General features: G+C 64.8%; 27 protein-coding genes. 14 read left to right on the forward strand and 13 right to left on the reverse strand.

What is annotated here, in order from left to right; all coding sequences use genetic code 11:
* Positions 1 to 14: 14 nt before the first annotated feature.
* Positions 15 to 641 carry a hypothetical protein gene (locus tag QQ25_RS02785; RefSeq protein WP_039313099.1) on the reverse strand — a complete coding sequence of 209 codons (627 nt, stop codon included), beginning with the start codon at positions 639 to 641 and terminating at the stop codon, positions 15 to 17.
* 182 nt (positions 642 to 823) lie between these two features.
* Between QQ25_RS02785 and QQ25_RS02790 the strand changes: the two genes are divergently transcribed.
* Positions 824 to 1,108: a hypothetical protein gene (locus tag QQ25_RS02790; RefSeq protein WP_131546071.1), complete on the forward strand. Its 285-nt coding sequence runs from the start codon at positions 824 to 826 to the stop codon at positions 1,106 to 1,108.
* Here QQ25_RS02790 and QQ25_RS02795 read toward each other — a convergent pair.
* Together QQ25_RS02795 and QQ25_RS02800 are read right to left on the reverse strand one after the other, a co-directional pair.
* Positions 1,083 to 1,754, reverse strand: coding sequence for an FMN-binding negative transcriptional regulator (locus tag QQ25_RS02795; protein WP_039377005.1), 672 nt, complete (start codon positions 1,752 to 1,754; stop codon positions 1,083 to 1,085). The genes QQ25_RS02790 and QQ25_RS02795 overlap by 26 nt on opposite strands.
* Position 1,755: 1 nt before the next feature.
* The gene (locus QQ25_RS02800) at positions 1,756 to 2,355 is read right to left on the reverse strand and encodes a helix-turn-helix domain-containing protein (RefSeq protein ID WP_039377007.1); all 600 of its coding nucleotides are present in this window, start codon (positions 2,353 to 2,355) and stop codon (positions 1,756 to 1,758) included.
* A gap of 156 nt (positions 2,356 to 2,511) precedes the next feature.
* Here QQ25_RS02800 and QQ25_RS02805 point away from each other — a divergent pair, with 156 nt between their 5' ends.
* Complete coding sequence (locus QQ25_RS02805; protein WP_052235582.1) at positions 2,512 to 4,566, forward strand: DNA/RNA non-specific endonuclease; 2,055 nt, start codon at positions 2,512 to 2,514, stop codon at positions 4,564 to 4,566.
* Positions 4,567 to 4,698: 132 nt separating this feature from the next.
* Positions 4,699 to 5,580: a TIGR03620 family F420-dependent LLM class oxidoreductase gene (locus QQ25_RS02810; protein ID WP_039377008.1), complete on the forward strand. Its 882-nt coding sequence runs from the start codon at positions 4,699 to 4,701 to the stop codon at positions 5,578 to 5,580.
* Positions 5,581 to 5,586: 6 nt separating this feature from the next.
* On the opposite strand, the gene thiD is transcribed toward QQ25_RS02810, so the two are convergent.
* The 3 genes from thiD to QQ25_RS02825 are packed head-to-tail and all read right to left on the reverse strand — an operon-like array spanning position 5,587 to position 8,760.
* Complete coding sequence (gene thiD / locus QQ25_RS02815; protein ID WP_039377010.1) at positions 5,587 to 6,393, reverse strand: bifunctional hydroxymethylpyrimidine kinase/phosphomethylpyrimidine kinase; 807 nt, start codon at positions 6,391 to 6,393, stop codon at positions 5,587 to 5,589.
* A 37-nt stretch (positions 6,394 to 6,430) separates the two neighbouring features.
* Complete coding sequence (locus QQ25_RS02820) at positions 6,431 to 7,531, reverse strand: alpha/beta hydrolase (protein WP_039377011.1); 1,101 nt, start codon at positions 7,529 to 7,531, stop codon at positions 6,431 to 6,433.
* Positions 7,528 to 8,760 (reverse strand): MFS transporter, encoded by a 1,233-nt coding sequence (locus QQ25_RS02825; protein ID WP_052235583.1) that lies wholly within the window; start codon positions 8,758 to 8,760, stop codon positions 7,528 to 7,530. The genes QQ25_RS02820 and QQ25_RS02825 overlap by 4 nt, the downstream gene beginning before the upstream one ends.
* 101 nt (positions 8,761 to 8,861) lie before the next feature.
* Between QQ25_RS02825 and QQ25_RS02830 the strand changes: the two genes are divergently transcribed.
* Both QQ25_RS02830 and QQ25_RS02835 read left to right on the forward strand, forming a co-directional pair.
* Positions 8,862 to 9,749, forward strand: coding sequence for a helix-turn-helix transcriptional regulator (locus QQ25_RS02830; RefSeq protein ID WP_039313118.1), 888 nt, complete (start codon positions 8,862 to 8,864; stop codon positions 9,747 to 9,749).
* 14 nt (positions 9,750 to 9,763) lie between these two features.
* Positions 9,764 to 10,606 carry a PhzF family protein gene (locus QQ25_RS02835; protein ID WP_039377013.1) on the forward strand — a complete coding sequence of 281 codons (843 nt, stop codon included), beginning with the start codon at positions 9,764 to 9,766 and terminating at the stop codon, positions 10,604 to 10,606.
* A 1-nt stretch (position 10,607) separates the two neighbouring features.
* Here the strand turns inward: QQ25_RS02835 and QQ25_RS02840 are convergent, their stop codons facing one another.
* Entirely contained in the window at positions 10,608 to 11,216 is a 609-nt protein-coding gene (locus tag QQ25_RS02840; RefSeq protein ID WP_039377016.1) for a TetR/AcrR family transcriptional regulator, read from the reverse strand.
* A gap of 69 nt (positions 11,217 to 11,285) precedes the next feature.
* Here QQ25_RS02840 and QQ25_RS02845 point away from each other — a divergent pair, with 69 nt between their 5' ends.
* Complete coding sequence (locus QQ25_RS02845) at positions 11,286 to 12,449, forward strand: aromatic ring-hydroxylating oxygenase subunit alpha (protein WP_039377019.1); 1,164 nt, start codon at positions 11,286 to 11,288, stop codon at positions 12,447 to 12,449.
* Between the two features lie 9 nt (positions 12,450 to 12,458).
* Here the strand turns inward: QQ25_RS02845 and QQ25_RS02850 are convergent, their stop codons facing one another.
* Complete coding sequence (locus QQ25_RS02850) at positions 12,459 to 13,010, reverse strand: VOC family protein (protein ID WP_039377021.1); 552 nt, start codon at positions 13,008 to 13,010, stop codon at positions 12,459 to 12,461.
* Positions 13,011 to 13,323: 313 nt separating this feature from the next.
* Here QQ25_RS02850 and QQ25_RS30480 point away from each other — a divergent pair, with 313 nt between their 5' ends.
* Both QQ25_RS30480 and QQ25_RS02855 read left to right on the forward strand, forming a co-directional pair.
* Complete coding sequence (locus QQ25_RS30480; RefSeq protein WP_101906366.1) at positions 13,324 to 13,491, forward strand: hypothetical protein; 168 nt, start codon at positions 13,324 to 13,326, stop codon at positions 13,489 to 13,491.
* A gap of 83 nt (positions 13,492 to 13,574) precedes the next feature.
* A complete protein-coding gene (locus QQ25_RS02855; RefSeq protein ID WP_039377022.1) occupies positions 13,575 to 14,669 on the forward strand; it encodes a tartrate dehydrogenase in 1,095 nt (364 codons plus the stop codon).
* Positions 14,670 to 14,674: 5 nt separating this feature from the next.
* Here the strand turns inward: QQ25_RS02855 and QQ25_RS02860 are convergent, their stop codons facing one another.
* Complete coding sequence (locus QQ25_RS02860) at positions 14,675 to 15,343, reverse strand: SDR family oxidoreductase (protein WP_039377024.1); 669 nt, start codon at positions 15,341 to 15,343, stop codon at positions 14,675 to 14,677.
* A 198-nt stretch (positions 15,344 to 15,541) separates the two neighbouring features.
* Between QQ25_RS02860 and QQ25_RS02865 the strand changes: the two genes are divergently transcribed.
* Complete coding sequence (locus QQ25_RS02865; RefSeq protein WP_039313140.1) at positions 15,542 to 15,808, forward strand: YdeI/OmpD-associated family protein; 267 nt, start codon at positions 15,542 to 15,544, stop codon at positions 15,806 to 15,808.
* 10 nt (positions 15,809 to 15,818) lie between these two features.
* On the opposite strand, the gene QQ25_RS02870 is transcribed toward QQ25_RS02865, so the two are convergent.
* Both QQ25_RS02870 and QQ25_RS02875 read right to left on the reverse strand, forming a co-directional pair.
* Positions 15,819 to 17,030, reverse strand: a complete 1,212-nt coding sequence (locus QQ25_RS02870) for an acyl-CoA dehydrogenase family protein (RefSeq protein WP_039313143.1) — start codon at positions 17,028 to 17,030, stop codon at positions 15,819 to 15,821.
* Positions 17,031 to 17,055: 25 nt separating this feature from the next.
* Entirely contained in the window at positions 17,056 to 17,661 is a 606-nt protein-coding gene (locus QQ25_RS02875; protein ID WP_039313145.1) for a TetR/AcrR family transcriptional regulator, read from the reverse strand.
* 106 nt (positions 17,662 to 17,767) lie between these two features.
* Between QQ25_RS02875 and QQ25_RS02880 the strand changes: the two genes are divergently transcribed.
* Both QQ25_RS02880 and QQ25_RS29990 read left to right on the forward strand, forming a co-directional pair.
* Positions 17,768 to 18,142: a DUF2834 domain-containing protein gene (locus QQ25_RS02880; RefSeq protein ID WP_198530744.1), complete on the forward strand. Its 375-nt coding sequence runs from the start codon at positions 17,768 to 17,770 to the stop codon at positions 18,140 to 18,142.
* Between the two features lie 77 nt (positions 18,143 to 18,219).
* Positions 18,220 to 18,690: an LppA family lipoprotein gene (locus tag QQ25_RS29990; RefSeq protein ID WP_157847792.1), complete on the forward strand. Its 471-nt coding sequence runs from the start codon at positions 18,220 to 18,222 to the stop codon at positions 18,688 to 18,690.
* Between the two features lie 90 nt (positions 18,691 to 18,780).
* Here the strand turns inward: QQ25_RS29990 and QQ25_RS02885 are convergent, their stop codons facing one another.
* Positions 18,781 to 19,362, reverse strand: coding sequence for an N-acetylmuramoyl-L-alanine amidase (locus tag QQ25_RS02885; RefSeq protein ID WP_324607866.1), 582 nt, complete (start codon positions 19,360 to 19,362; stop codon positions 18,781 to 18,783).
* A 389-nt stretch (positions 19,363 to 19,751) separates the two neighbouring features.
* On the opposite strand from QQ25_RS02885, the gene QQ25_RS02890 reads away from it, so the two are divergent.
* The 3 genes from QQ25_RS02890 (at position 19,752) to QQ25_RS02900 (ending at position 22,187) form a co-directional block, all read left to right on the forward strand.
* The gene (locus QQ25_RS02890) at positions 19,752 to 21,305 is read left to right on the forward strand and encodes a serine/threonine-protein kinase (protein WP_039377028.1); all 1,554 of its coding nucleotides are present in this window, start codon (positions 19,752 to 19,754) and stop codon (positions 21,303 to 21,305) included.
* A gap of 330 nt (positions 21,306 to 21,635) precedes the next feature.
* The gene (locus QQ25_RS02895) at positions 21,636 to 21,935 is read left to right on the forward strand and encodes a DUF4193 domain-containing protein (RefSeq protein ID WP_039313157.1); all 300 of its coding nucleotides are present in this window, start codon (positions 21,636 to 21,638) and stop codon (positions 21,933 to 21,935) included.
* A gap of 60 nt (positions 21,936 to 21,995) precedes the next feature.
* Positions 21,996 to 22,187 carry a hypothetical protein gene (locus tag QQ25_RS02900; protein WP_039313160.1) on the forward strand — a complete coding sequence of 64 codons (192 nt, stop codon included), beginning with the start codon at positions 21,996 to 21,998 and terminating at the stop codon, positions 22,185 to 22,187.
* Between the two features lie 26 nt (positions 22,188 to 22,213).
* Here QQ25_RS02900 and QQ25_RS02905 read toward each other — a convergent pair whose 3' ends face one another.
* Positions 22,214 to 22,798 carry a TetR/AcrR family transcriptional regulator gene (locus QQ25_RS02905; protein ID WP_039313162.1) on the reverse strand — a complete coding sequence of 195 codons (585 nt, stop codon included), beginning with the start codon at positions 22,796 to 22,798 and terminating at the stop codon, positions 22,214 to 22,216.
* Between the last annotated feature and the right edge of the window lie 27 nt (positions 22,799 to 22,825).

Below are 22,825 nucleotides of genomic sequence, written 5' to 3' on the forward strand. Positions count from 1 at the left end.
GACGGGCCGTTGGCCTACTGAGGCGGTGGGGCTACCTCGCACTCGGCGAGCATCGGTGTGGAGAAGTTGACCGATCCCACGCCGCCGAGTGTCATCCCGTTGTCCGCGAGCGTCATCGTCGTCGTGTAGCGGCAGGTCTGGTTCACCGTCAGGCCGGTGAGGAATTCGACGTCGTAGGTGTACAGGAACGAACGCACGAGCTGGTTCGGATCCCAGGGCACGTCGAGGGCGAAACCGAGAGATGACGCGGACAGGGCGTTGAGCAGTCGGGGACCCACCTCGCCGATGCCCGGGGTGAGATAGAACGGGGCACCGTCGAGCTTGGTGCCGGACACGCTGACACTTCTGATCCGATAGCCGGTGGTGCCCGAGGGGATGAGTGGGCCGCGTCTGATGTTGGTGCTGAACAGGATTGAGTAGTTGGTGCCGCCGACGATCGCTGTCGTGCTGAAACTCGTCGAGGTGAACTCCTGCGGCAGCTGAGCCGCGCAATTGCCGACCTTGCCGGATGGATCACCGCATTCCGGTGGTGCCGCAAGGGCAACTGGTGCAATGACTGCGGCCCCGATGACGGGCACGGTGACGGCTGCGCTGCGGATGAACGTGCGTCGGGAGAACGCACTTCCTGAACGATTGGTCATTGGTCTTCCTCCTTGTTCGCTCGTACTTTCTGGCTCTCCAATTTCGAAGCTACAAGGGTGGCCCGCGATTCGGCGGGGATTGGCGCTGCTCACACGGCGGTTGGGAGCTGTGTGAACAGGCCCTTACCGGACGGATACGGCCGGGAAACTGAATCGCCGGTGGACAGTGCCACCGTATGGCGATGACGGCAGAACCTGTTGATCCATTCTGGCATCGGCCGGTGGCCGCGCCCGCTCCCATGCTGAATCGGGCTCCCCGGGCCGGGGCTGACGTGCGTCAGGCACAAGCGTTCATCGTGCTGCTCGAAGCTGAAATGGCCGACGTCCAGTCACAGTTGGCGCGGATCGAGGAGCGGGTCAGGCTCGGTCGTCCTGGCGCGCATCATCATCAGATTGCGGTGCGCGCACGGCTCAACGAGGTGCAGCGCCTACTCGATGCCCTCATTTTCCGCTTCCCTTGCGCCTGAGCTTCCAGTCACCGATCGCGGCCAGACGTCGGCGCTGCTGGGCCGCGGCGGCGTTGTCCAGACCGTGGCCGCGCTGTTCGAGGTTGTCGATGACGCGCTCCCGGTGCTCGACGGGGTTGGCATCGTCGTACTTGAACTTTGCTTCCACCCGCACCACCTCCAGGCGGATCCCGCGAATGCCGGGCAGCATCCGCCCGTAAGGGTCTTCCCCGACGGCGACGGTCGCGTGGCGGCCCTCGGGCTGGAAGTCGGCGAGCTGAGCGGACAGGATCCGGACCTTGTCTTCCGCATCATCGAGAATCGTTGGGCGGCAGACGAACTGCACTGATGAGTAGTAACTCGTGGGCACCCCGTCCTCATCGGGACCACCCGCCTTGGCGCGCCAGTAGGTGGGGATGAAGGCGTAGTCACCGATCACCGTCATGCGCACCTCGATGGCAGCTTCCAGGTGCGGCCAGACCGGGTTGGGTCGGGCCAGATGCAGCAGCAGTTCGGTGCCCGCATGGGTGAACTGGGTGGGCACCATCACCGGCGCGGCAGCGGGGTCGAGGTTGTTGACGCCCAGGATCCCGAATCGATCGGTGCCGGCCAGCCAGTTCTGCCATTCGGCCTCGTCGAGAGCGGCGTCCCACGGGTGGATCAGCATGTCAGTCTCCTCGGGGTCGTTGGGCGGCGCCCACGCCAGGTTCGAACACGGTCAGGGCGAACCGGGCGGGTACATCGTGCGGATTGGCGTAACCGTGCTCGACGTCGCCGGGGAAGGACAGTGCATCCCCGGCCTGCAGGGTGATCACCTCGTCGTCGACCTCGACGTTGATCGCCCCCTCGAGCACGTGAATCAGTTCCTCGGTGCCTGCGGCATGAGCTTCACTGGCATGGCGGTCGCCGGGTCCGAGCGACCAGTCCCACAACTCGACAACGTCCGGTGGCGTTGTGCCCGCCACCAGAACGCCACGACCGCCGGCCGCGCCGCTCCACAGTTGTGCGCCGTCGCCGGCGCGGGTGACCTTGACCGAGCGGGTCTCCGGCGGCTCGACCAGGGCGGGCAAGCCCACTCCGAGCGCGTCGCTGAGCCGCAGCAGTGTCCCGACGCTGGGATTCACCTCGCCGTGCTCGACGCTGATCACCATGCGCCGGCTCACCGACGCGGCGGCCGCAAGCTGATCGAGCGTCCAGCCGCGTGTGGCGCGTTCCTGTTTCACGCGCGCACCGATCGCGGTGGCCAGCTTAGCCGCGGCCTCGTCCATCAGTGCAATATAGCGCACTGAAAGTGCAATCTCTCGACGCGGGTCAGCCAGGACGCCTCCACGCAGCGGAAACGAGTAGCCACCTACGCGTGTGCCGCAAACCGGTGGAGAAAAGACTGGTTACAGCGATATCCCGACGTAAATGAGGTAGCCGTCATGTCGAACGTCTTCATGGAACCCGACCACTGCCGCTTGGTTCGTCGCGTCGCCGCGATCACCGCCGGTGACCTGACCTCGACGCAGATCGACAAGGTGGTCGGAGGTGACCTCGATCTGCTCAACAACCTCCCGCAGTCCGGCAAGGACAAGGTGGCCGCCCTGGTCAAGCCTCAGATGAAGGGTGAGCTGGAGAAGATCATCGGTCCGACCAGTGACTTCGTGCCGATCTACTACGTGGAGAAGGCCAGGTTGTCCGCGCACGCGGTGGCGCGTGTCATCGACGGCAAGCGCCGGCCACTGGGCACCGGCGTGATGGTGTCGCCGCGGCTGTTCATGACCAACAACCACGTGATCGCAGATGCCCAGAGCGCGGCATCGGCCTCGATTCAGTTCAACTACCAACTCGACATCGACGACGTGCCCGCAGCCGTCAGCGAGTTTCGGCTCGACCCGGCAACTTTCTTCTGGACCAGCGTGGAGGACGAACTCGACGTCTCGCTGATCGCGGTCGGGCCGCGGAAGGCCGGCGACGGCAACCTGGCTGACTTCGGTTGGAGCCCACTGTCATCGGCGCAGGACAAACACGCCGAAGGCGACCACGTCACGATCATCGAACACCCCGACGCCGATTACAAACAGATCGCCTTGCGTGACAACCGGGTGATCGGTCGCGGTAAGAAGGGCGTCACGCTCTACTACGCCGCCGACACTCTTCACGGCTCCAGCGGCAGCCCGGTCTTCAACGATCAATTCAGTCTGGTCGCCCTGCATCACGCGGGTGGTGGCCGCAACGACACCGAACTCGAAGACGGTCAGCCTGTTCCGGAGGAGTGCAATGAGGGCATCCGGATCAGCGCCATCGTCGACGCCCTACGCATCCGGCACGATCAATTGCCTTCCGGTTTACGCGATTTACTGGCCGAGGCGCTCAATCCACCGGCCGCCGACACGCCGCTCGAAGGTACCGCGGTGGCGTCCGTTCCGGTCAGCAGTCGCGACGGTGCCTCGGTGGTCGGAACGTCGCCCACGGTGGTGACCGCCGACTTGGTGTTGCCCCGGCTGGTCATCACCGGCGACATGGCCGGACTTCACTCAGCGCCGCCAGTCGGCACGATTGCCGAGGACGAATCCGACTCAGTGCGACCATCGGTCCTCGAGCGCAATGACGCACCGAACCCCGACTACAGCAATCGCTCGGGCTACGATCCGGAGTTCCTGTCCAAAGCCATTGCCGTTCCGTCGATCCCGCCGAAGATGCTGGCACTGTGCGCCGTTCCGAAGGGTCTCAAACGGTCGACAGCCAACGTGGTTTTGCGCTACCACCACTTCAGCCTGGTGATCCGTGCCGACCGGCGGATGCCGCTGTTCACCATCGTCAACATCGACGGTCGGCGATTGCGCAAGATCAACCGTTCGACGGGCGAGGTCGAGGCCGTCGAAACCTGGTACACCGACCCGCGGCTGCGACCCGAACAACAGCTCGACCAGGACGTGTTCGAACGGCAGAAGCCGCGACTGTTCGACCGCGGACACATGGTGCGTCGCCTCGATCCGGCGTGGGGCAGCCCGGTCGCCGCCAAACAGGCCGCGGACGACACTTTCCACTTCGCCAACTGCTGCCCGCAGATCTCGGCCTTCAACCAGCACCTGTGGGCCGGCATCGAGAATTACGCCCTCAACAACGCAGGGGCGGAGAAGCGTCAGATCACCGTCATCACCGGGCCGGTGTTCGGTGCCGAGGATCCGCTGTATCGGGGTGTCAACGTGCCGCGGCAGTTTTGGAAGATCGTCGTGCGGGTCAGCGCCGTCGACGGCAACCTCCGCGCCACGGCGTTTCTGGCCGATCAGAACGCGGCATTGGACGCGGCGTTCGGCTCCGACACCGAATCATTCACCGACATCGGCAAAGTCGTCATGTTCCAGAAATCCGTCGCCGACATCGAGCTCCTCTCCGGGCTGTCGTTCGGTGCGCTCCGCGACCACGACACGATGACAGTGGGACTCGAGGCCCTTGCGCCGCCGCTGGACTCGTTGGATCAGGCGGGCTGGTGAGTGTCAACAACAGGAGCGCGTCGTGACGTAGGCACACTTCTGGTTGCTCGATAGCTGTAAAACTTTGGACTTGCTGGTCCATTTTTCTCGAGTCACGCTCGTGAGGTATCAGCGTGTGACTGGAGGTGTGCAGTGAATCTCGGTGAGTTCGGTGTCTGGCAACCGGCGTATGCCACGACACCCGAAATGGCCAAGCGGATCGAGGACCTGGGCTATACGGCCCTGTGGTTGGGTGGCCCGGAGCCGGATCTTTCGGGGATCGATGAATTGCTGGCTGCCACGGACCATTTGGTGGTGGCGAGCAGCATCTACAACATCTATCGCGGCGATGCGGAAACATTGACGGCAGAGTACCGGCGGCTCGAGCGGACCTATCCGGACCGCCTGCTGCTCGGCATCGGAGTGGGCCATCCCGAACAGGTTGGCGAATACCGCACGCCGATGGCGACGTTGACCGGGTTCCTTGATGCGCTCGATGCACATGCGTTGCCCCGCGAGAAGCGGGCGCTGGCGGCACTCGGCCCGAAGATGCTGGCACTGGCGACCGAGCGCGCCGCCGGTTCGGTGCCCTACCTCGTTACGCCCGAGCACACCCGTCGCGCAAGGGCGGCGTTGGGGCCTCAGCGGATACTGGCACCCGAACAGAAGGTGGTACTCGAGTCCGACCCCGAACGGGCGCGTGCTCTCGCTCGTCCGCGGATCAAGCACCCGTATCTCGGATTGGTGAACTACACCAACAACCTACGACGACTTGGCTTCACGGATGAGGACCTCGCCGGCGACGGCAGTGACCGGTTGATCGACCAGCTCGCCGTCCACGGCGACGCGGCAACGGTCGCGCGCGGATTGCGCGATCATCTGGCCGCCGGGGCAAATCACGTGCAGATCCAGGTGGTGGGCGAGCATTCGGCGCCGCATCCGCAGATGCCGGAGGTCCTGCTCCAGGTGTATGACGACGACGCGTTCCGGATCTACGAATCCCTTGCCGGGGCTTTGGGAATCGCGCCCAGGTGATCGGTATCAGCGAGTCGTGCTGCCCGCACCCTGCCACACGGTGTCGAACGGCGCGTTACCGCTGATCCGATCGACGATCCCGGCGGTGGTGAAGTCCTTGGCCAGGCGCACCGCCTCCGGGACGCTGGACCCCTTGGCCAGGCCGGCGGTGATGGCCGCTGCCAGAGTGCATCCCGCGCCGGCGACGCGGGCGTGTCCCACCTTCGGTGCGCGCAGGATCTCAGCGTCGCTCCCGTCGAAGAGGACATCGATGGCGTCGTCACCGGGAAACTCGACCCCGCCCTTCACGACAACGTAGGTGGGGCCGAGATCGGCGATGCGTCGGGCCGCCTCGACGAGGTCCTCGATGGAGGAGATGTCATCCATCCCGGCCAGCGTGCGGGCCTCGAACAGGTTGGGGGTGACCACGCTGGCCATTGGCAGGATCTGGCGGCGCAGGGCGGTGTCGGTGTCGAGTGCGGCACCGGGCTCCTGGCCTTTGCAGATCAGCACGGGGTCGACGACGATGTGCCGCCACGGTTGGCGGGCGAGAGCCTCTGCGACGACGTCGATGGTTGCGGGCGTACCGAGCATGCCGATCTTGACGACGTCGAGGTCATACGCTGACGTCGCGGCTTCGATCTGATCGGCGATCACCTGTGGGTCGACGGCGACGAATCGGTGGCCCCAATTGTTCTCGGGGTCGAACGAAACGATGCACGTCACGGTGCCCACGCCGTAGGTGCCGTACTGCTGGAACGTCCGCAGGTCTGCCTGCAGGCCGGCGCCGCCAGTGGCTTCGGATCCGGCGATGACATAGGAGAGGTCCACCACGTGGGTGAGCGTACGCCTCGGTTGCTCGCCCTCGCGATCAGTGGCGGGTCAGGTGCTCACGGAAGAACGTGGTCAATGCGTCGAACGGGATGAGGCCCACTCGATCGTAGAGATCGACGTGACCGGCACCTGGGACGACGACCAGCCGCTTGGGTTCAGCGGCAAGCCGGTACGCGTCCTCACTGAACTCGCGCGAGTGGGCCTGTTCGCCGGTGATGAACAGCATCGGGCGCGGTGAGATGGTCTCGATGTCGGCGAACGGATAGAAGTTCATGAACTTGACGTTGCTGGTGAGCGTCGGATGCGTGGTGGTGTTCGGGCTGAAACCCCGTGCGGTGCGGTAGAAGTCGTAGAACTCGCGGTCGATCGGCGTCGACTGCGCGGTGAGCTCTTCGGGCGTGCCGGAGGTGAATTCTGCTCCGCCGCCGGAGAATTCGACGTCACGCTGTTCGGCTGCCCGCGCGATGATCTGCTTGCGCGCTTCCAGGCTGAGGCCGTTTCGCAGTCCGTCGCGGTTGGCCGCGCCCATGTCGTACATGCTCACGGTGGCGACCGCCTTGATGCGGGGGTCGATCTTGGCCGCGCTGATCACAAAGCTGCCGCTGCCGCACACACCGATCGCCCCGACTCGTTCCCGGTCGACGAACGGTTGACTGCGCATGTAGTCGACGGCGGCGCTGAAGTCTTCGGCGTAGATGTCCGGAGAGACCGCGTTGCGTGGCAGGCCCTCGCTTTCGCCCCAGAACGACAGATCCAGCGACATCGTGACGAAGCCCTGTTCGGCCATCTTGGTGGCGTAGAGGTTGGCGCTCTGTTCTTTCACCGCACCCATGGGATGTCCGACCACGATCGCCGCCGTCTTCCGGGAGCGGTCCAGGTCCCGGGGCACGAACAGATTGCCGACCACCTTCATCTGGTACTGGTTCTTGAACGAGACCTTCTGGACGTCCACTCGGTCGCTGACGAAGAAGTTGTCCGCGCCGCGTGAGGTATCGCCTGCAGCGAGGCCGGCCGTGGGTGCTGCCGGTGCGGCGCTGGGTTGTGACGGTCCGCATCCCGACGCGGTCAAGGCGGTCAGTGCGGAAAGGGCTCCGGCCAGCTTCAGCATGCTGCGTCGGCCCAGGGGAGTGATGGTCATCTCGGATCTCCTTGTCGATCGAAAATACTTGTGCGGTAGTGGATTAGCGCCAGCGCGGCGATAGGTGCCAGCGCGGTTCCGGTGATCGCCGCGCCGAGCACCGCCGGGCCGACCAGCCCCAGCGAAGTCGACAACGTGGCCGCGGCAAGGGCTGAGCCGATGGCGGTGCCGAGGTTGAACGCGGCGGTGGCCAGCGACGAGGCCAGGGTCGAGCCGGCGCCGGCATACCGCAGGGTCTGCGCGATCAGGACGGGATTGGCGCCGAGGCCGGAGGCGCCGAGCAGCACCACCAGCGCCACGGTGATGGTCGGATTGCTCGACGTCGAGGCCAGCACGAGCATCCCCACCGTGGACGACGCCACCGCCACGATGATGGTGGCCCACGGATGCCGGTCACCGAAGCGTCCGCCGACGACCGTGCCCACCAGCGCGCCGATGCCGAATCCGACCAGAACGACCGGCACGAGTGCCGTCGGGATCCCGGCCCGGTCGGTCAGCAGCGGGCTGATGAAGCTGTACATGCCGAGGAACCCGGCCTGGGCGAGCACGATCGCCGCCAGCACCACCCACATCCGCCATGAGCGAACGGCCGAAATCTGGGTGCTGATCGATCCGTCCGAGGATGACTCGCCGATCGTTGCCGGAGCCATACGCCGCACCGCCACTGCGGTGACCACCGCCAGGGCGGCCAGCATCCAGAACGGGCCCCGCCACCCGGTGAACAGGCCCGCGAACGTACCGAGTGGCACTCCGGCGACGACCGCCAGGCTCAGCCCACCCGACATCACCGCCAGCGCTCGTGCTCTGGCAGCGGGGCCCGCGACCGTCGTCGCCACCACCGCCCCGATCGCCCAGAAAGTGCCCGTCGCCAGGGCGGTGATCACCCGGGACACCGCGACGACCGTGAACGAGTCGCTGAGCGCGGCGACGATGTGACCGGCGGCGAAGACGAGCAGGGCGCCGACGAGCGTGGCCCGTGCCGGTAGGCGCAGCGTTGCCAGCGCCATGATCGGCGGGCCGATGATCATGCCGACCGCGAAAGCGGTGATGAGCATCCCGGCGCGGGTGACGTCGACGCCGAGGTCGGAGGCAACGTCGGGCAGCAGGCCGGCGAGCATGAACTCGGTCGTGCCCATCAGGAAGATCCCGGCGGCGACGACGTAGACCAGCGCAGGGAGCCGGGGTCTGTGCTCGGTGTCGACGGGTTCACGTTCGGTGGAAAGGAGCATGCTTCCAGGCAACCCGGGAGCCGAGGGATGAGGGAGTCACTGATGAAAGGTGTACTGAAAGGGCATCCCACGAGCGGGTTGCCGGTCGTACCGTCGAATGTGTGAACAACCGCACCGAGGTTCGCGAGTTCCTGACCTCGCGGCGAGCCAAGATCACCCCTCAGCAGGCGGGTCTGCCCGAGTCAGGTCAGCGCAGGGTGCCCGGACTGCGCCGCAGCGAGGTCGCCGCGCTGGCCGGAGTCAGCGTCGAGTACTACGCCAAACTCGAACGCGGCTCACTCGGCGGTGTGTCAGCGTCGGTGCTCGACGCACTGGCCCGGGCTCTACAACTCGATGACGCCGAACGTGCGCATCTGTTCCACCTCGCCCACGCCGCCGACGGCACGAGCGCCGGCATGCGTCCGCGTCGTCGCCCGAGCACCCGATGGACGCCTCGTCCCGCGCTGCAATGGGTGCTCGACGGTATCGGGCCGCCGGCCATCATTCGCAACGGGCGCATGGACCTGTTGGCCACCAATCACCTCGGCCGCGCCATGCACGCCGACCTATACGACCGCGAACCCGGTGGTGTGCCGAACTTCGCCCGGTACACCTTCCTCGATGACGACTCCCGCCGTTTCTATCCCGATTGGGACACCGCCGCCGATACCTGCGTGGCGATCCTGCGTACCGAAGCCGGACGGGACCCGCACGACAAGGCGATGCACGACCTGGTCGGCGAATTGTCCACCCGTAGCGAACAATTCAGAAGACTCTGGAGTTCCCACAATGTCAGACTGCACGGGGCGGGGACCAAGCATTTTCATCACACGGTCGTCGGCAACCTGGAACTGGCCTACGAGAGCGTCGACATGATCTCTGATCCGGGTCTGACCATGACGATCTACGTCGCCGAACCAGCGTCGCCGACCGCGCATGCCCTTGATCTGCTCGCCTCGTGGGCCGCCACCGAGGCCCACATCGATCAGAACGTGGCCCGTCAGGACTGAAAGGTAGATAGAGAATGCCCCGTCATCGTGCATTCGCCCAGGTCGACGTTTTCTCCCGGACCCCGTACCTTGGCAACCCCGTCGCGGTCGTACTCGACAGCGACGGCCTCGATGACGTTGCGATGCAACGGCTTGCGCGCTGGACCAATCTGTCGGAGACGACGTTCGTACTGCCGCCGACGAGGCCTGAAGCCGACTACCGTCTGCGCATCTTCACCCCGGGCAGCGAACTCCCGTTCGCCGGGCACCCCACGCTCGGTTCCGCACACGCCTGGCTCGGGCACGGCGGACAACCCGGGCGTGAGGGATGCATCGTGCAGGAATGCGGTGCCGGACTCGTGGAGATCCGGCAACGCGACTCCGAGGTCTACTTCCAGGCACCGCCGACGCTGCGGTCCGGACTTCTCGATGACGAGTACCTGAATCAGATCGTCGACTCGTTCGGGGTGTCCCGCGCCGACGTCCTCGCTCACCAGTGGGTGGACAACGGTCCCGGATGGGCCGTGCTCGTACTGGCCAGCGCCCAACGAGTGCTCGAACTGGAACCTGAATTGGCGCGGATCCCCATGGCCATGGTCGGCGTCATCGGCGCATATCCGCCCGGGTCGGCGCACGACTACGAAATGCGGACGTTCGCGCCCGGGGTCGGCGTTCCCGAGGATCCGGTGTGCGGCAGCATGAATGCCTCGGTAGGGCAATGGTTGACGAGTACCGGCGCCGCACCGGCGCACTACCGCGTCTCGCAGGGTGTGCGGCTCGGCCGGGCCGGCGAGATCAGTGTGGTGGCTGAATCCGATGGGACGGTCTGGGTCGGCGGTGTCACCACCACATGCTTCGAAGGCGTTGCGACGCTGTGACTCAGCGATGGACGGAGGTGTGCGCGGAAACTGCGGGGGCCACCCAGTCGCGCAGGTAGGTACGCAGGCCGGAGTCATGGCGTGACGGCCCACCCGGGTCGATGATGAATGACTGCAGTGTCCGCAGCATGAACTCGACCAGCTGGTCGAACACCGCCCCATCGAAACCGACTGCAGGCCAATCGATGTTGAAACGCCGCAGGATCGATTTGCCGAACTCGATGGCGAGGTCCGAGGTGACGCCCGCGGTGAAGGCGCTGGCCTTGCCGGGTTGCAGGACCAGGCTGAGGTAGCGGTCATGTGGAATCTGTTCAGCGGTGTAGGCGATGCCTTCGACGACGGCTTCGCTGGGGTCGGTGATCGAACCCAGTTCCGCGGCCAACCGGTCGAGGAAGCCGTCCACCGATGACACGGCGGTGCCGACCATGAGGCTCTCCTGGGTGGGGAAGTAGCGGTACACCGTCTGCCGGGTCACGCCGAGGGCCTGCGCGACCTCGGACACGCTGACCGTGCCGCGCGCGTCGATGGCCCGGCGCGCCGCGTCGATGATGCGGCGCTCGGCTTCGTCGTCGTCGGCGGGAATGTCTCCCGACCAGCCGTGCCTGCGCATCTGTCGATCGTCGCACGGATGACGATCAGATCTTGACAATACAGTCGATGGTCATTGTATGGTCAGTTTATGACCGTCACCCCAGTGAGCAGCACCGATGAGGAACTGACCCGCCGCGCTCTGCGGCACGCCGTCGAGGGGACGACGGATATGGCCGACGCGGTGCTGAAGGTGCCGTTGCACTACTACCGCGACCCGAAGATCACCGAGATCGAGGAATCCCAGATTCTGCGTCGGGTTCCGCTGGCGATCGTGCCGTCGGCTCAGATCGCGCAGAAGAACGACTTCGTCGTCCGCTCGGTGCTCGGCGACTCACTGCTGGTCACCCGCGACCGCACGGGCGCCGTCCATGTGTTCCTGAACTACTGCCGACACCGCGGTGCCATGCCCGCCTGCGGGTCCGGCAACGCGTCCCGGTTCGTCTGCCCGTATCACGCGTGGACCTACCGCAACACCGGTGAGCTGTTCATGGTGCCGGGCAAGGCCGGTTTCGACACGATGGACCCTGCGCAGTACGGCCTGGTGGAGTTGCCGTCGGAGGAGCGTCACGGTTTCGTCTGGGCGGTTCTGACCGCAGACGCCACCATCGACCTCGACGCGCATCTCGGCACGCTCGGACCCGAACTGGCGCAATGGAATTACGAAGCCTACGGCTACCACATCGACCGCGAGTTCTCCTCCGAAGTGTCGTGGAAGGGCGCGCTCGAGGCGTTCGCGGAGGGCTATCACTTCCCATTCGTCCACGGGGAGAGCCTGATCGGCCAGAACACCCTGCCGAACACCGCGATCTACGACGAATTCGGCAAGCACCACCGCATCGGATTCCCGTTCAACTGGATCAAGAATCTCGCCGAGGATCCAGGCGCCTCATACGACCCGTCGGCCAACATGGGCGTCATCTACTGGGTCTATCCGAACCTCATCCTCGCGAACAGCCCCGTCGGCGTGGAGATCATCGACATGTTGCCCGAGGGGGAGCCCACCCGCTGCACGGTGCGGCACAGCTGGATGGGACGCATCCCGGCGACCAATGACGACATGCGGGCGGGCTACGACGCCGTCTACGAAGGAGTTCACGCAGCGGTACGTGACGAGGATTTCGCGATGCTCCCGCAGTGCGGAGAAGGGGTCCGGCACGGCCAGCACGACCACATGATCATCGGCCGCAATGAAATCGCGGTTCAGCACATGATCAAGGTGTTCGCCCACGAGTTGGGTGTCGCGTTGGCCTAGGCTGGCGTGTCACTTGCCCGGCAACGGCCGCATCGCCTGCAGGGCGATGCCGGGCACCGAGTTCGCCAGGTCCGGGCGCTGCTTACCGAACGCCCGCATTGTTCGATAGAACGACCAGACCTGCCGTGGGGTAGGAACTTTCGGCACCCAGGCCAGCTCCCAGTGGATGCCGTTGATCGGATCGTCGAAGAAGACCGCGTAATAGCCTGGCCAGTACTGGGGGTAGTCCTTGGGCTCATCGGTGACCGGGATATCGCGGGCGATCAGGAAGTCGCGGTGAAAATGGTCTACTTCCTTGCGGTTTCGGGCCCATAGCGCGATGTGGTTGATGCCGACGGCCTGGTCGGTATGGGTGAGCTTGTCACCGGTGCGTGCGGGCTGGATGCCGATGTAGCTGTGTGGGTTGACGAATCGCGTCATGTAGTAGATCGATTGATACTCCATGTTCAGCGAGGAGAAGCTGCTGAACCCCAGCCAGCCGAACATCGCGTCGTAGAACGCGATCGATTCGTCGTAGTCCAACACCGCGAACTCGACATGATTCACTCCGCGCCACCGCATCGTTCCCCCAGGACTCGACTACTACCGAATGTAGTACTTATGAACCGCGCTGTGAAGCCCTTGTGTACGCCGTTTTCTGCCGCTGGGTCGTGGCCAGTGCGGAAGAGCAACCCTGCAGTGGAAACGGCGCGCCGGCACGTCGAGATCCGCTGTTTCTGCCAGCCGCCGCTCAATTTCTGCCATCGGAATTAACTGCGCTGACCTGCGTGTTGTGGAAGTCAGACCGGGTAGGAATCCCCCGAACCGATGGACAGACGTCCGAACCGCGACACACACGCCACGGCTCGAACGCCCAAGAACGAAGGGCTTCGACATGAAGAAGATTGGTTTTGCGAGCATGATCGCCACAGGGTTCGCCGCCGCTATCGTCGGCCTGGCCGCCCCGGCGCAAGCTGATATCTCCCACCACCAGTGGGTGCACGACATCCAGCAGCATGCCAGCACCGGCGCCGTCACACCCGTGTTCGGCAACGGTCGCTGACACAGGACACCAGCGAGGGGCGCCCATACCGGGCGCCCCTCGCTTGTCGTCGGCACCGAATCGCCGGAACGTAGGGTGGCGGAATGACCACCACCCACCGGCTTGCAGTGATCCCGGGCGATGGCATCGGCAAGGAAGTGGTGCCCGAGGGACTCAAAGTGCTGGACTCCGCGGCGGCCGCTTTCGGTTTCGCCATCGACTACGAACAGTTCGATTACGCGTGCGCGGAGTACTACACCGATACCGGCGCGATGCTGCCCGACGGGTGGTTCGACGAGTTGAGTCGCTTCGATGCGATCTACTTCGGCGCCGTCGGTTGGCCGGGCGTTGTGCCCGACCATATTTCGCTGTGGGGCAGCCTCCTGCAGTTCCGCAGGCATTTCGACCAGTACGTCAATCTGCGTCCGGTCAAACTGATGCCCGGCGTGAAAAGTCCGCTGGCCGGCCGGGAACCCGGCGACGTCGACTTCGTCGTCGTACGGGAGAACACCGAGGGCGAGTACTCGAGCATCGGCGGCAAGATGTTCGAGGGCACCGACCGCGAGACGGTGGTGCAAGAGACGGTGATGACCCGCGTCGGTGTCGACCGGATCGTCAAGTACGCGTTCGAGCTTGCCCAACGTCGCCCCGACAGGCACCTGACCTCGGCGACGAAGAGCAACGGTATCTCCATCACGATGCCGTACTGGGACGAACGCGTCGAGCTGATGAGCCAGCGGTTCCCCGGCGTCGAGGTGGACAAGTTCCACATCGACATTCTTGCGGCGAATTTCGTTCTGCACCCTGACTGGTTCGACGTCGTCGTCGCGAGCAACCTCTTCGGCGACATCTTGTCGGATCTGGGCCCGGCGTGCACCGGTACGATCGGCATCGCCCCGAGCGGAAACATCAACCCGGAACGGCGATTTCCGAGCTTGTTCGAGCCGGTTCACGGCTCCGCGCCCGATATCGCCGGGCGCGGGGTGGCCAACCCGATCGGTCAAATCTGGAGCGCGTCGTTGATGCTCGACCACCTGGGTGAGCCCGACGCCGCGGCTGCGATCCTGACTGCCGTCGAGGATGTGCTGGCCCGTGGGGGCGACATCCTGACTCCCGACATGGGTGGATCCGCGACGACGAGCGCGCTGGGCACCGCGGTGCGCGATCAGCTACAGGCGATTGTTTCTGCTACGCAGTAGGTGATCTATGCCGACATCTGGCAGAGAAAGTCGGGCCCTCCGACGTAGACGATCCCGGACGGGTACGGTGCGGAGGCGGCGCGGGCGATGGTCGTCGCCAACTCCCGGTCCGACATCACCTCGCCGGACACTACGGTGAAATCGATTCCCCGCCGGTTGAATTCGGTCCGCATCGCGTAGAGCGCGGTTTCACCGGCACGCTTGCTCGCCGCGATCGGTCCGTAACCCTTCGGCACGGCCTTGTTCGGGAAGAAGTGGGCCTGATGACTGGTGACGAACACGATCTGGCCGCCCACCGGCATCAGCGGCAGGGCCAGCTTGGCCAGGCGGCGCTGCGCATCGCGATTCAGCCGCATCGCGTAGCCCGGATCGGTGCCCGGCTCCAGCCCGGTCGACGCGTTGAGCACCAGGACGTCCAAGCGGCCGAACTCGCGGCCCACACGTTCGATCATCGCGGCGGCGGCCGCTTCGTCGGAGATGTCGGCCCCCAGCGTGGAGGCGTGACCGCCCGCACGGCGGATCGCATCGACGACCGAGTTGGCCCGTTTGGCCTTCTCGCGGTAGTTGACGACGACATGGGTATCCGGACCGGCGAGCTGTTGGGCGACGTCGGCGCCGATACCTCGGGATGCGCCGGTGACAAGAGCGATCCTGGTGTGTGCTGCAGGCTGCATGTCGGGTTCCTTCCGTCACTGCCGAGGGCGGTTGGTCCGAGTTGACCTGTGATAGCACCTTGGGTGTGTCCGTGTTCACACCGCCCTGAGCACCCACCGTACACCAACTCTAAGAAAAATAAGGCTCTCTTAAGGTCACGGTAAGGGCAATGTCGTGTCCCAAGTGTGTTGCCGAGCGACGCGGCTTAACCTGACCTCATGACTGGCCAACGTGTACCCGGCGGGGTGGTGCATAAGTTGCCCGCGGATCTGCGCGACGCCCTGATCGGCAATGACACGGCGCTGGCCGCGTGGAAGGACATCACGCCGCTCGCGCGCAACGAGTTCATCTGCTGGGTCGAGGACGCCAAGCAGCAGGTGACGCGCGAGCGACGCATCCGCCGCACACAGGAGGAGCTGGAGGAAGGTCAGCGGCGACCGTGCTGTTGGCCCGGGTGCAAGCACCGCGAGCGCACCGGCAAGTAGCCGCTCGGCGCTACCGGATCGACAGGCCGGTGAGCGCGCGGGAGATCACCAGGCGCTGGATTTCGCTGGTGCCCTCGAAGATCGTGAAGATCTTGGCGTCCCGGTGCATCCGCTCGACCGGGTAGTCGCGGGTGTAGCCGTTGCCGCCGAGGATCTGGATCGCCTCATCGGTCACATAGACCGCGGTCTCGCTGGCCACCAGCTTGGCCATCGACCCCTCGGCATTGTCGAACGCCTGGTTGTTGCGCGCCATCCACCCGGCCCGCCACACCAGCAGCCGCGCCGCGTCGATCCGGCTCTTCATGTCGGCGAGCTTGAACGCCACGGCCTGGAATTCGCCGATCTTGCGACCGAATTGCTCACGCTGGCAGGCGTAGTCGAGGGCGTACTCGTAGGCGGCGCGAGCAACGCCGACCGCCATGGCGCCGACCGAGGGTCGGGTGCGCTCGAAGGTCTTCATCGCGGCCTGACCGCCGGCCGAGGCGCCGGACTTCACCCGCGCGATGCGGGCCTCGAACTTCTCCCGCCCGCCCAGGATCAGATCCTCGGACAGCCGGACGTTGTCCAGCACGACCTCTGCGGTGTGCGAGGCCCGGATACCGTGCTTCTTGAACTTCTGTCCCTGGCTCAGGCCGTGGGTTCCCGGCGGGATGATGAACGTGGCCTGTCCGCGGGAGCCGAGTTCGGGATAGACCGAGGCGACCACGATGTGGACGTTGGCGATACCGCCGTTGGTGGCCCAGGTCTTCGTCCCGTTGAGCACCCACTCGCTGGTGGCCTCGTCGAACCGCGCGCGGGTGCGGATGGCGCCGACATCGGAACCGGCATCGGGTTCCGATGAGCAGAAGGCGCCCAGCTGAGGCTCGCCCGGCGTGCCGAACATCGGCGCCAGCCACGTGCCGATCTGCTCGGGAGTTCCGTTGCCCGCCAAGGCCGCTGCGGCCAGACCCGTGCCCAGGATCGACAGCGCGATACCCGCGTCGCCCCAGAACAGTTCCTCGAACACGGTCAGCATGCCGAGTCCGGAGGGCTCGGCGGTCTGCTGGGCGAACAACTCCGGGGAGTAGAGCCCCACCTTGGCGGCCTCCTGGATGACCGGCCATGGCGTTTCCTCGCGCTCGTCCCATTCGGCGGCGGCGGGACGCACGACATCGGCGGCGAACTGGTGCACCCAGTCGCGGACCTCGATCACGTCGTCGCTCAGTTGCATGGAGAACGTCACGGTGGCTCCTGAAATATGTTGGTGGTCAGTTGTTTTGAGAGCGGTGTTGCCTGATCGTGCTGACGGTCTGGGTGACCCAGGCCTCGAAGAAACGTTCGTGGTCGACATTGCCCGGCAAGCGCCCGGTCAGCGCCTGCAGTGTCGCTGCATAGGAGAGCCCCGCGATGGCGACCGCCGCGGTGGCCTCGGGATCGGGGATCTGGAAGCGGCCGGAGCGATTGGAGGCGGCCAGTTCATCGGCGAACCGCTGATAGGCGTTGTCGGTGATGACCTGCCACGTTTTCTCGTCGAGCTCACCGAGCTCATCGGGTTCACGCAGCATGACCCGCAGCAGTTCCTCGCTTTGGGTCAGGTTGGTCCAGATCAATTGTCCGGCACTGCGGACCGCCTCTTCGACGGATTTGGGATTGCCGGCGTCGTACTGCTCCCGCGCGGTCACGATCGCGTCGATGCGGTGCGAGACCGCCGCCTCGAGCAGTTCGCGTTTGGAGCCGAAGTGCTTGTAGAGCGCACCCGATCCGGGGGCCAGGCCGGCGGCCTGCTGGATGTGGGCCACCGATGTCGCCGCATAGCCCTTGGCGGCAAACAGCTTGAGTGCTGTGGCCAAGAGTCGGTCCCTTCCGGATGACATGGTGAGAGAGTACTCACTCACCAAGTTGGCGGCAAACAGCCCCCTCGCGCCCGCCGGAACGATAGGTTCACCTGGACTGTTTCGGTCCGACGGGGGAGGCGCGACGATGGCAATGCTGACACGACACGACAAGATTTTGTGTGGCACCTATGCGGTGATCGCGCTGGTGGCGTTTGTCGCCACCTGGTGGAACAACATCGGCTTCTTCACCACCGAAAGTACGAGCCTGATCGACTTCGTCCGCAGTGGCTACGTCAACTACGGGGCGTCCTCGCTCACCAATGACCTGCTGTTGATGGGGTTGGCGGCATTTGTCTTCATGATCGTCGAGGCACGCCGGATCGGAATCCCGAAGGTGTGGATCTACCTTGTGCTCAGTGGGGTCATCGCGGTGAGCGTGGCATTTCCGCTGTATCTCATCCGGCGGCAGTTCGTGTTGGCGGAGCGGCGGGATGGTAGTGGTGGCGTCGTTCGGAGTTGAGTTCGATGAGTTGGAGCACCAAGCTCGGTGCGATTACGTGCTTCGCATCGATTGCGCTACTAGCCACAGGATGTCACGTGAGCGATCCCTATAAGCCCACAGATGCCGGCCAAGCCAGCCAGGCAGCAGATGCTCTGAAAGCGCTGCCGTCACTTGAAGACACTCGCACGCAAGTGGAGTCAGCCCTCGAAAAGCTCGGTCAGCAGATCACTGCGATAGCTCCGTCTGTGACATGGGAATGGCGACGTACAGACAGCAAAGGCGGATGCAATCCACCGTACGAGCAATCCGACGGCCAACTGTTACTGCTACGAAACTACGTATCCGACACCCCAATTCCGGAACAGAACTGGAAGCAGGCTGCCGACTTGGCGCAACTAGTCGCCTCTTCGTTAGGCGCAACGGAGCTCATCGTATTCAAGGGCCAACCCAACGATCACGATCTGCTATTCAGTAGCGAGACCGGGACAACGCTGCGCTTCGGATCCCAAGCCGCAGCGCTGATCACCGGCAGCACCGGGTGTCGACTGCCAAGCAAGTACAGGTAAGAATCCGGCCTGACGCGTTTGGTGTTTGTTTTCGGGATCACCGGATCCGATCGATGTGCTCGACAGTCATCGCACCCCAGATCCGTTCTGTCACTGACCTGCTTCGATAGCAGCCACCTTTGTGGCCGCTTCTTCTCCGCACAGGCGTTGCAGGTCGATGGGCCCGCCGGCGAGCAGGGCATCGATGCGCATGTGCAGGTCTCCTGAGGTGATGTGTGCGTAGAGGTTGGCTCCAGGGCAGGCTGTGTCGGCGAAGTCGCGGTGCCCGCCCAGGGTGCCGCTGGCAAGGTGGAATTGTTGGGCTGCCCAAGCGAAAGCCGTTGCTGCACCGTCGAGTTGCGCTTCAGTGACGGGTTCTTGGTCGAAATCCCCCTCGCATAGGACCAGGAAGTGCCCGGCCGGGTCGTAGTTGGTCGCGGTGTCGCCGGCGAGCTCAGGGGTACGGAGTTCGTAGATGTTTCCGTTGCGGTCGACGCCCACGTGGTAGGCGATGTCGATCCATCCTCGGTCGTCCTGGTGGTACTGCTGGTGTTGACGTAATCGGCTGGGGGCGTGGCGATTGTCGCCGAGGACAACAGCGGTGTGGTGCAGCGTCATCCGGTTGATGGTGTGCGGACGCCCAGCAGGCCGAGCCGGTGCGGCACCCCAGGCTTGCCTGCAAATCTCGACCATCGGCTGGCCGCCGGTCGTCGTAGTGGTTGGCGGGCTCGGTTCTAGCGGTAGCGGACTTACGGCAGCAGGTTCTGCGGACAGCCCCGGCGCGTGGCTGCTTGAGTGCGCGGAGGACGGAGTGGATTCGGCATTGTTGGCGCAGGCACCCAGCGTCGCGGCCAACCCGAGGCTGCCGCTGAGCTGTAGCAACTGCCGACGGCTCAGGGTGTCAAACCAGCGCCCGGATCCACGACTGGGCTGCGTCTGCATCGTGGTCACGATACGCAGCCGCCCGGCCGGCCACGGGCACGTTGGCAAAACTCTCGAGCCACAGGTTCGGAGAGAACCCGGTACAGCGATGGGCCGCAAAAGGCCTGATCAACTCACATCTGGGTGGGTAGTATTCGCCCATGCCAATTGCTGACGGCGAGGTGTTCGCCGGCTACCGCATTGTGCGGTTATTGGGAACCGGGGGGATGGGCGAGGTTTACCTCGTGCAACACCCACGGCTGCCGCGGCAGGAGGCGCTGAAGATCCTGCCGCCGGCCGTGAGCGCGGACCCGCAGTTTCGCGCCCGGTTCGCTCGCGAGGCCGATATCGCCGCGACGCTATGGCATCCGCACATCGTGGCGGTGCACGACCGCGGTGAGGACGACGGCCAGCTGTGGATCACGATGGACTACGTCGAAGGCAAAGATGCCGCCCAACTCCTGCAGGATCGATACCCGCATGGCATGCCGCCTACGGAAGTGTTCAAGATCGTGTCGGCCATCGCGGAGGCACTCGACTACGCCCACGAACGCTATCTCCTGCATCGCGACGTCAAACCCGCCAACATTCTGCTCACGGACCCTCGCCACGGTGATCAGCGGATTGTATTGGCCGACTTCGGTATCGCCCGCGACACCTTTGATTCCAGCGGGTTAACTGCCACCAATGTCACTGTGGGATCCGTCGCCTACGCCGCACCAGAACAACTCACCGGCCAGTCACTGGATGGCCGCGCGGACCAGTACGCCTTGGCAGCCACCGCGTTTCATCTACTCACTGGCACGGTGCCGTTCTCCAACACCAATCCGGCGGTGGTGATCGGGAATCACTTGTCCTCGCCACCTCCGCGGTTGGCCTCTATCCGGCCCGATCTCGGTGACATCGACGACGCGCTTGGCAAGGCGATGGCCAAAGAGCCACACCAACGGTTCGACACCTGCCGCACCTTCGCTGCCGCACTCACTCAACGCGGTGCCCGCACCGCAGGCCCGGGCGATGTCACCCAGCTCGCCGTCCCGGCGTCAGCCGCGCCCACCATGTACGACTTCGCGCCACAACCGACTCCAGAAGCGGCTGCGCGCGAGAATCATTCATCACGGCGGTGGGCGCTAATCGCTGGCGCAATCGCCGCCGGATTGCTGGCCGTCGCACTGGTTGCCTTCATTGCTGCTCGACTAGGGCAACCATCGCCGCCGGCTGCACAACCTCAACCGACGGCCTCACCCTGGCCGGAAACCATCGACACCCCAGCACCGCCACGAACCGTCACCCAGACCGCGCCGCCCAAGACGGTGACCCAACCGGCCCCCGCTCCGGGACCACCGAAGCAAACGGCGCCACCACGGACGGCGTCGGCGCCCTTCGGCGATTTGGGTTTGCGCCAACCCATCAGCAGGCCAGCGTGCAACGGTCAGTACATCGTCATCTTGGGTTCCGTCACCACCCCGGGCCTCTACGAGGCTGGAGTGCAACGACTTTTGGATGCCCACCCTGGCGCCTTCTACCTGCGTACCGATCAATCCTGCCCGTCGCTGCGGGCGGCCACCGAAGACGGTGACCCGATCTACGCCGTATACATCTTGGGCGGAACCACCCTTGCTGAGGTTTGCTCTCGGGTGTGGGCCGCCGGTGGTGACGCCTACGGCAAAGTACTGGACTACACCACCGATCCAGGCGTCCGCGTCGATTGCTGAACGAACCGGCTGGGCGATAGTTTGGCCCGACCGATGTGACTACCGGACGCGCCGCTGTTTTTGGACGACGCGTGAGGCAAATCCGTGCGACATCACGTGAGACACCGCGCCTCAAAAGTTCAACTGTCTAGTTCAATCTTCGCTGCAACTACATAGCGGCGGACAGCCCTCCTGGTTGAATTTCCTGGCTGAGCGTATCGCCGGATGGGTCGCTGAACCCCTCGATGTGCCCTCGGGGCGAAGCCCATGGTTTGGCGATGTAGTGGCGGGGGAATGCACCCGTGATCGCGGCGACGGGCAGATGCCCAGGACCGACCGAGAGGACACGCAATGACCACCGACTACGACGCACCCCGCCAGAAGGAAACCGAGGACTCGGTCGACGAGTCCTTGGAAGCGCTGGCCGGCCGGGGCAAGGATGCCGCCACCGCGGCGATCGACGTCGACGAGGCCGATGCGCTCGATGACTTCGAACTACCCGGGGCCGATCTCTCCGGTGAGGAGCTCACCGTCCGGGTGGTGCCGAAACAGGCCGACGAGTTCACGTGCTCGAGTTGTTTTCTCGTGCAGCACAGCCATCGCCTGGCCAGGGGCGGTGCCGACAATCCGATCTGCGTCGACTGCGCCTGACCACCGGCATCGGCCGCGACGCGCTGATTCGAAGGCACGGTTGGCGGGAACGCTGAACCAATGGCTACTTATCGAGTTCTCAACCCCAAAGGCGAAGTCGTCGACACCAAGGACATCGAGAGTGCCGACGACGCCCACGCCTGGTTCGTCGACCAGAAGGCTGAGCCCGAGCTGGGCTGGCGCATGGAAGTGCTCTCGGCTGACGGCGACTGGGCGTTCTTCGACGACAGCGAGGGCGACCGCAAGTACTGAGCGGCCCGCTGACCGCGGCGGCGTTGTCAGTCCGTGAGCCCGAGCATCCGGCGAGTCATCTGGTTCAACTGGACTCTGAGCGTCTCGCCGTCGATGTCGGCGAGCAGAGGATGCATGACGGCGACGCTGATCGCACTTGAGAGCATCGCGGCGTGGAGCCGGGCTTCGACGCCGGCTTCGGTGCCCAGGAGCGCCGCGAAGAGGCGTTCGATGAACCGCTGAAACGGCTCGTATTCGGCCTGCAGGCGAATGATGACGGGATCGAACATCGGAATGCTGAAGGCGCCGCGGCGGTCGATGGCCTGCTCGATCATCCGGTCGAGCAGAACCTCACGGGCCTGACGGGCGGACCCCTCGGCCTCGGCTTCCTCGAGCGCTTCCTCGAGGAAGCCCATCTCCCGTTCGGTGATCGCGATGACGATCTCTTCCTTGGTCTTGAACTGCCGATACACAGCGGCCTTCGTGACGCCCATTTCGTCGGCGATCATCTGCAACGACGTTCCGCTGACGCCCTGATTGGCAATGAGTTTCAGCGCCGCGTCCATCACCCGCGTTTGAGCAGCGGTGCGTGTGATCGCACTGAAGGTGCGGGCCTCCCGGGTGGATGTCACAGCGTCAACGGTAACCGACGATTGACC

This window comes from Mycolicibacterium setense (assembly GCF_000805385.1).
Classification (GTDB): domain Bacteria; phylum Actinomycetota; class Actinomycetes; order Mycobacteriales; family Mycobacteriaceae; genus Mycobacterium; species Mycobacterium setense.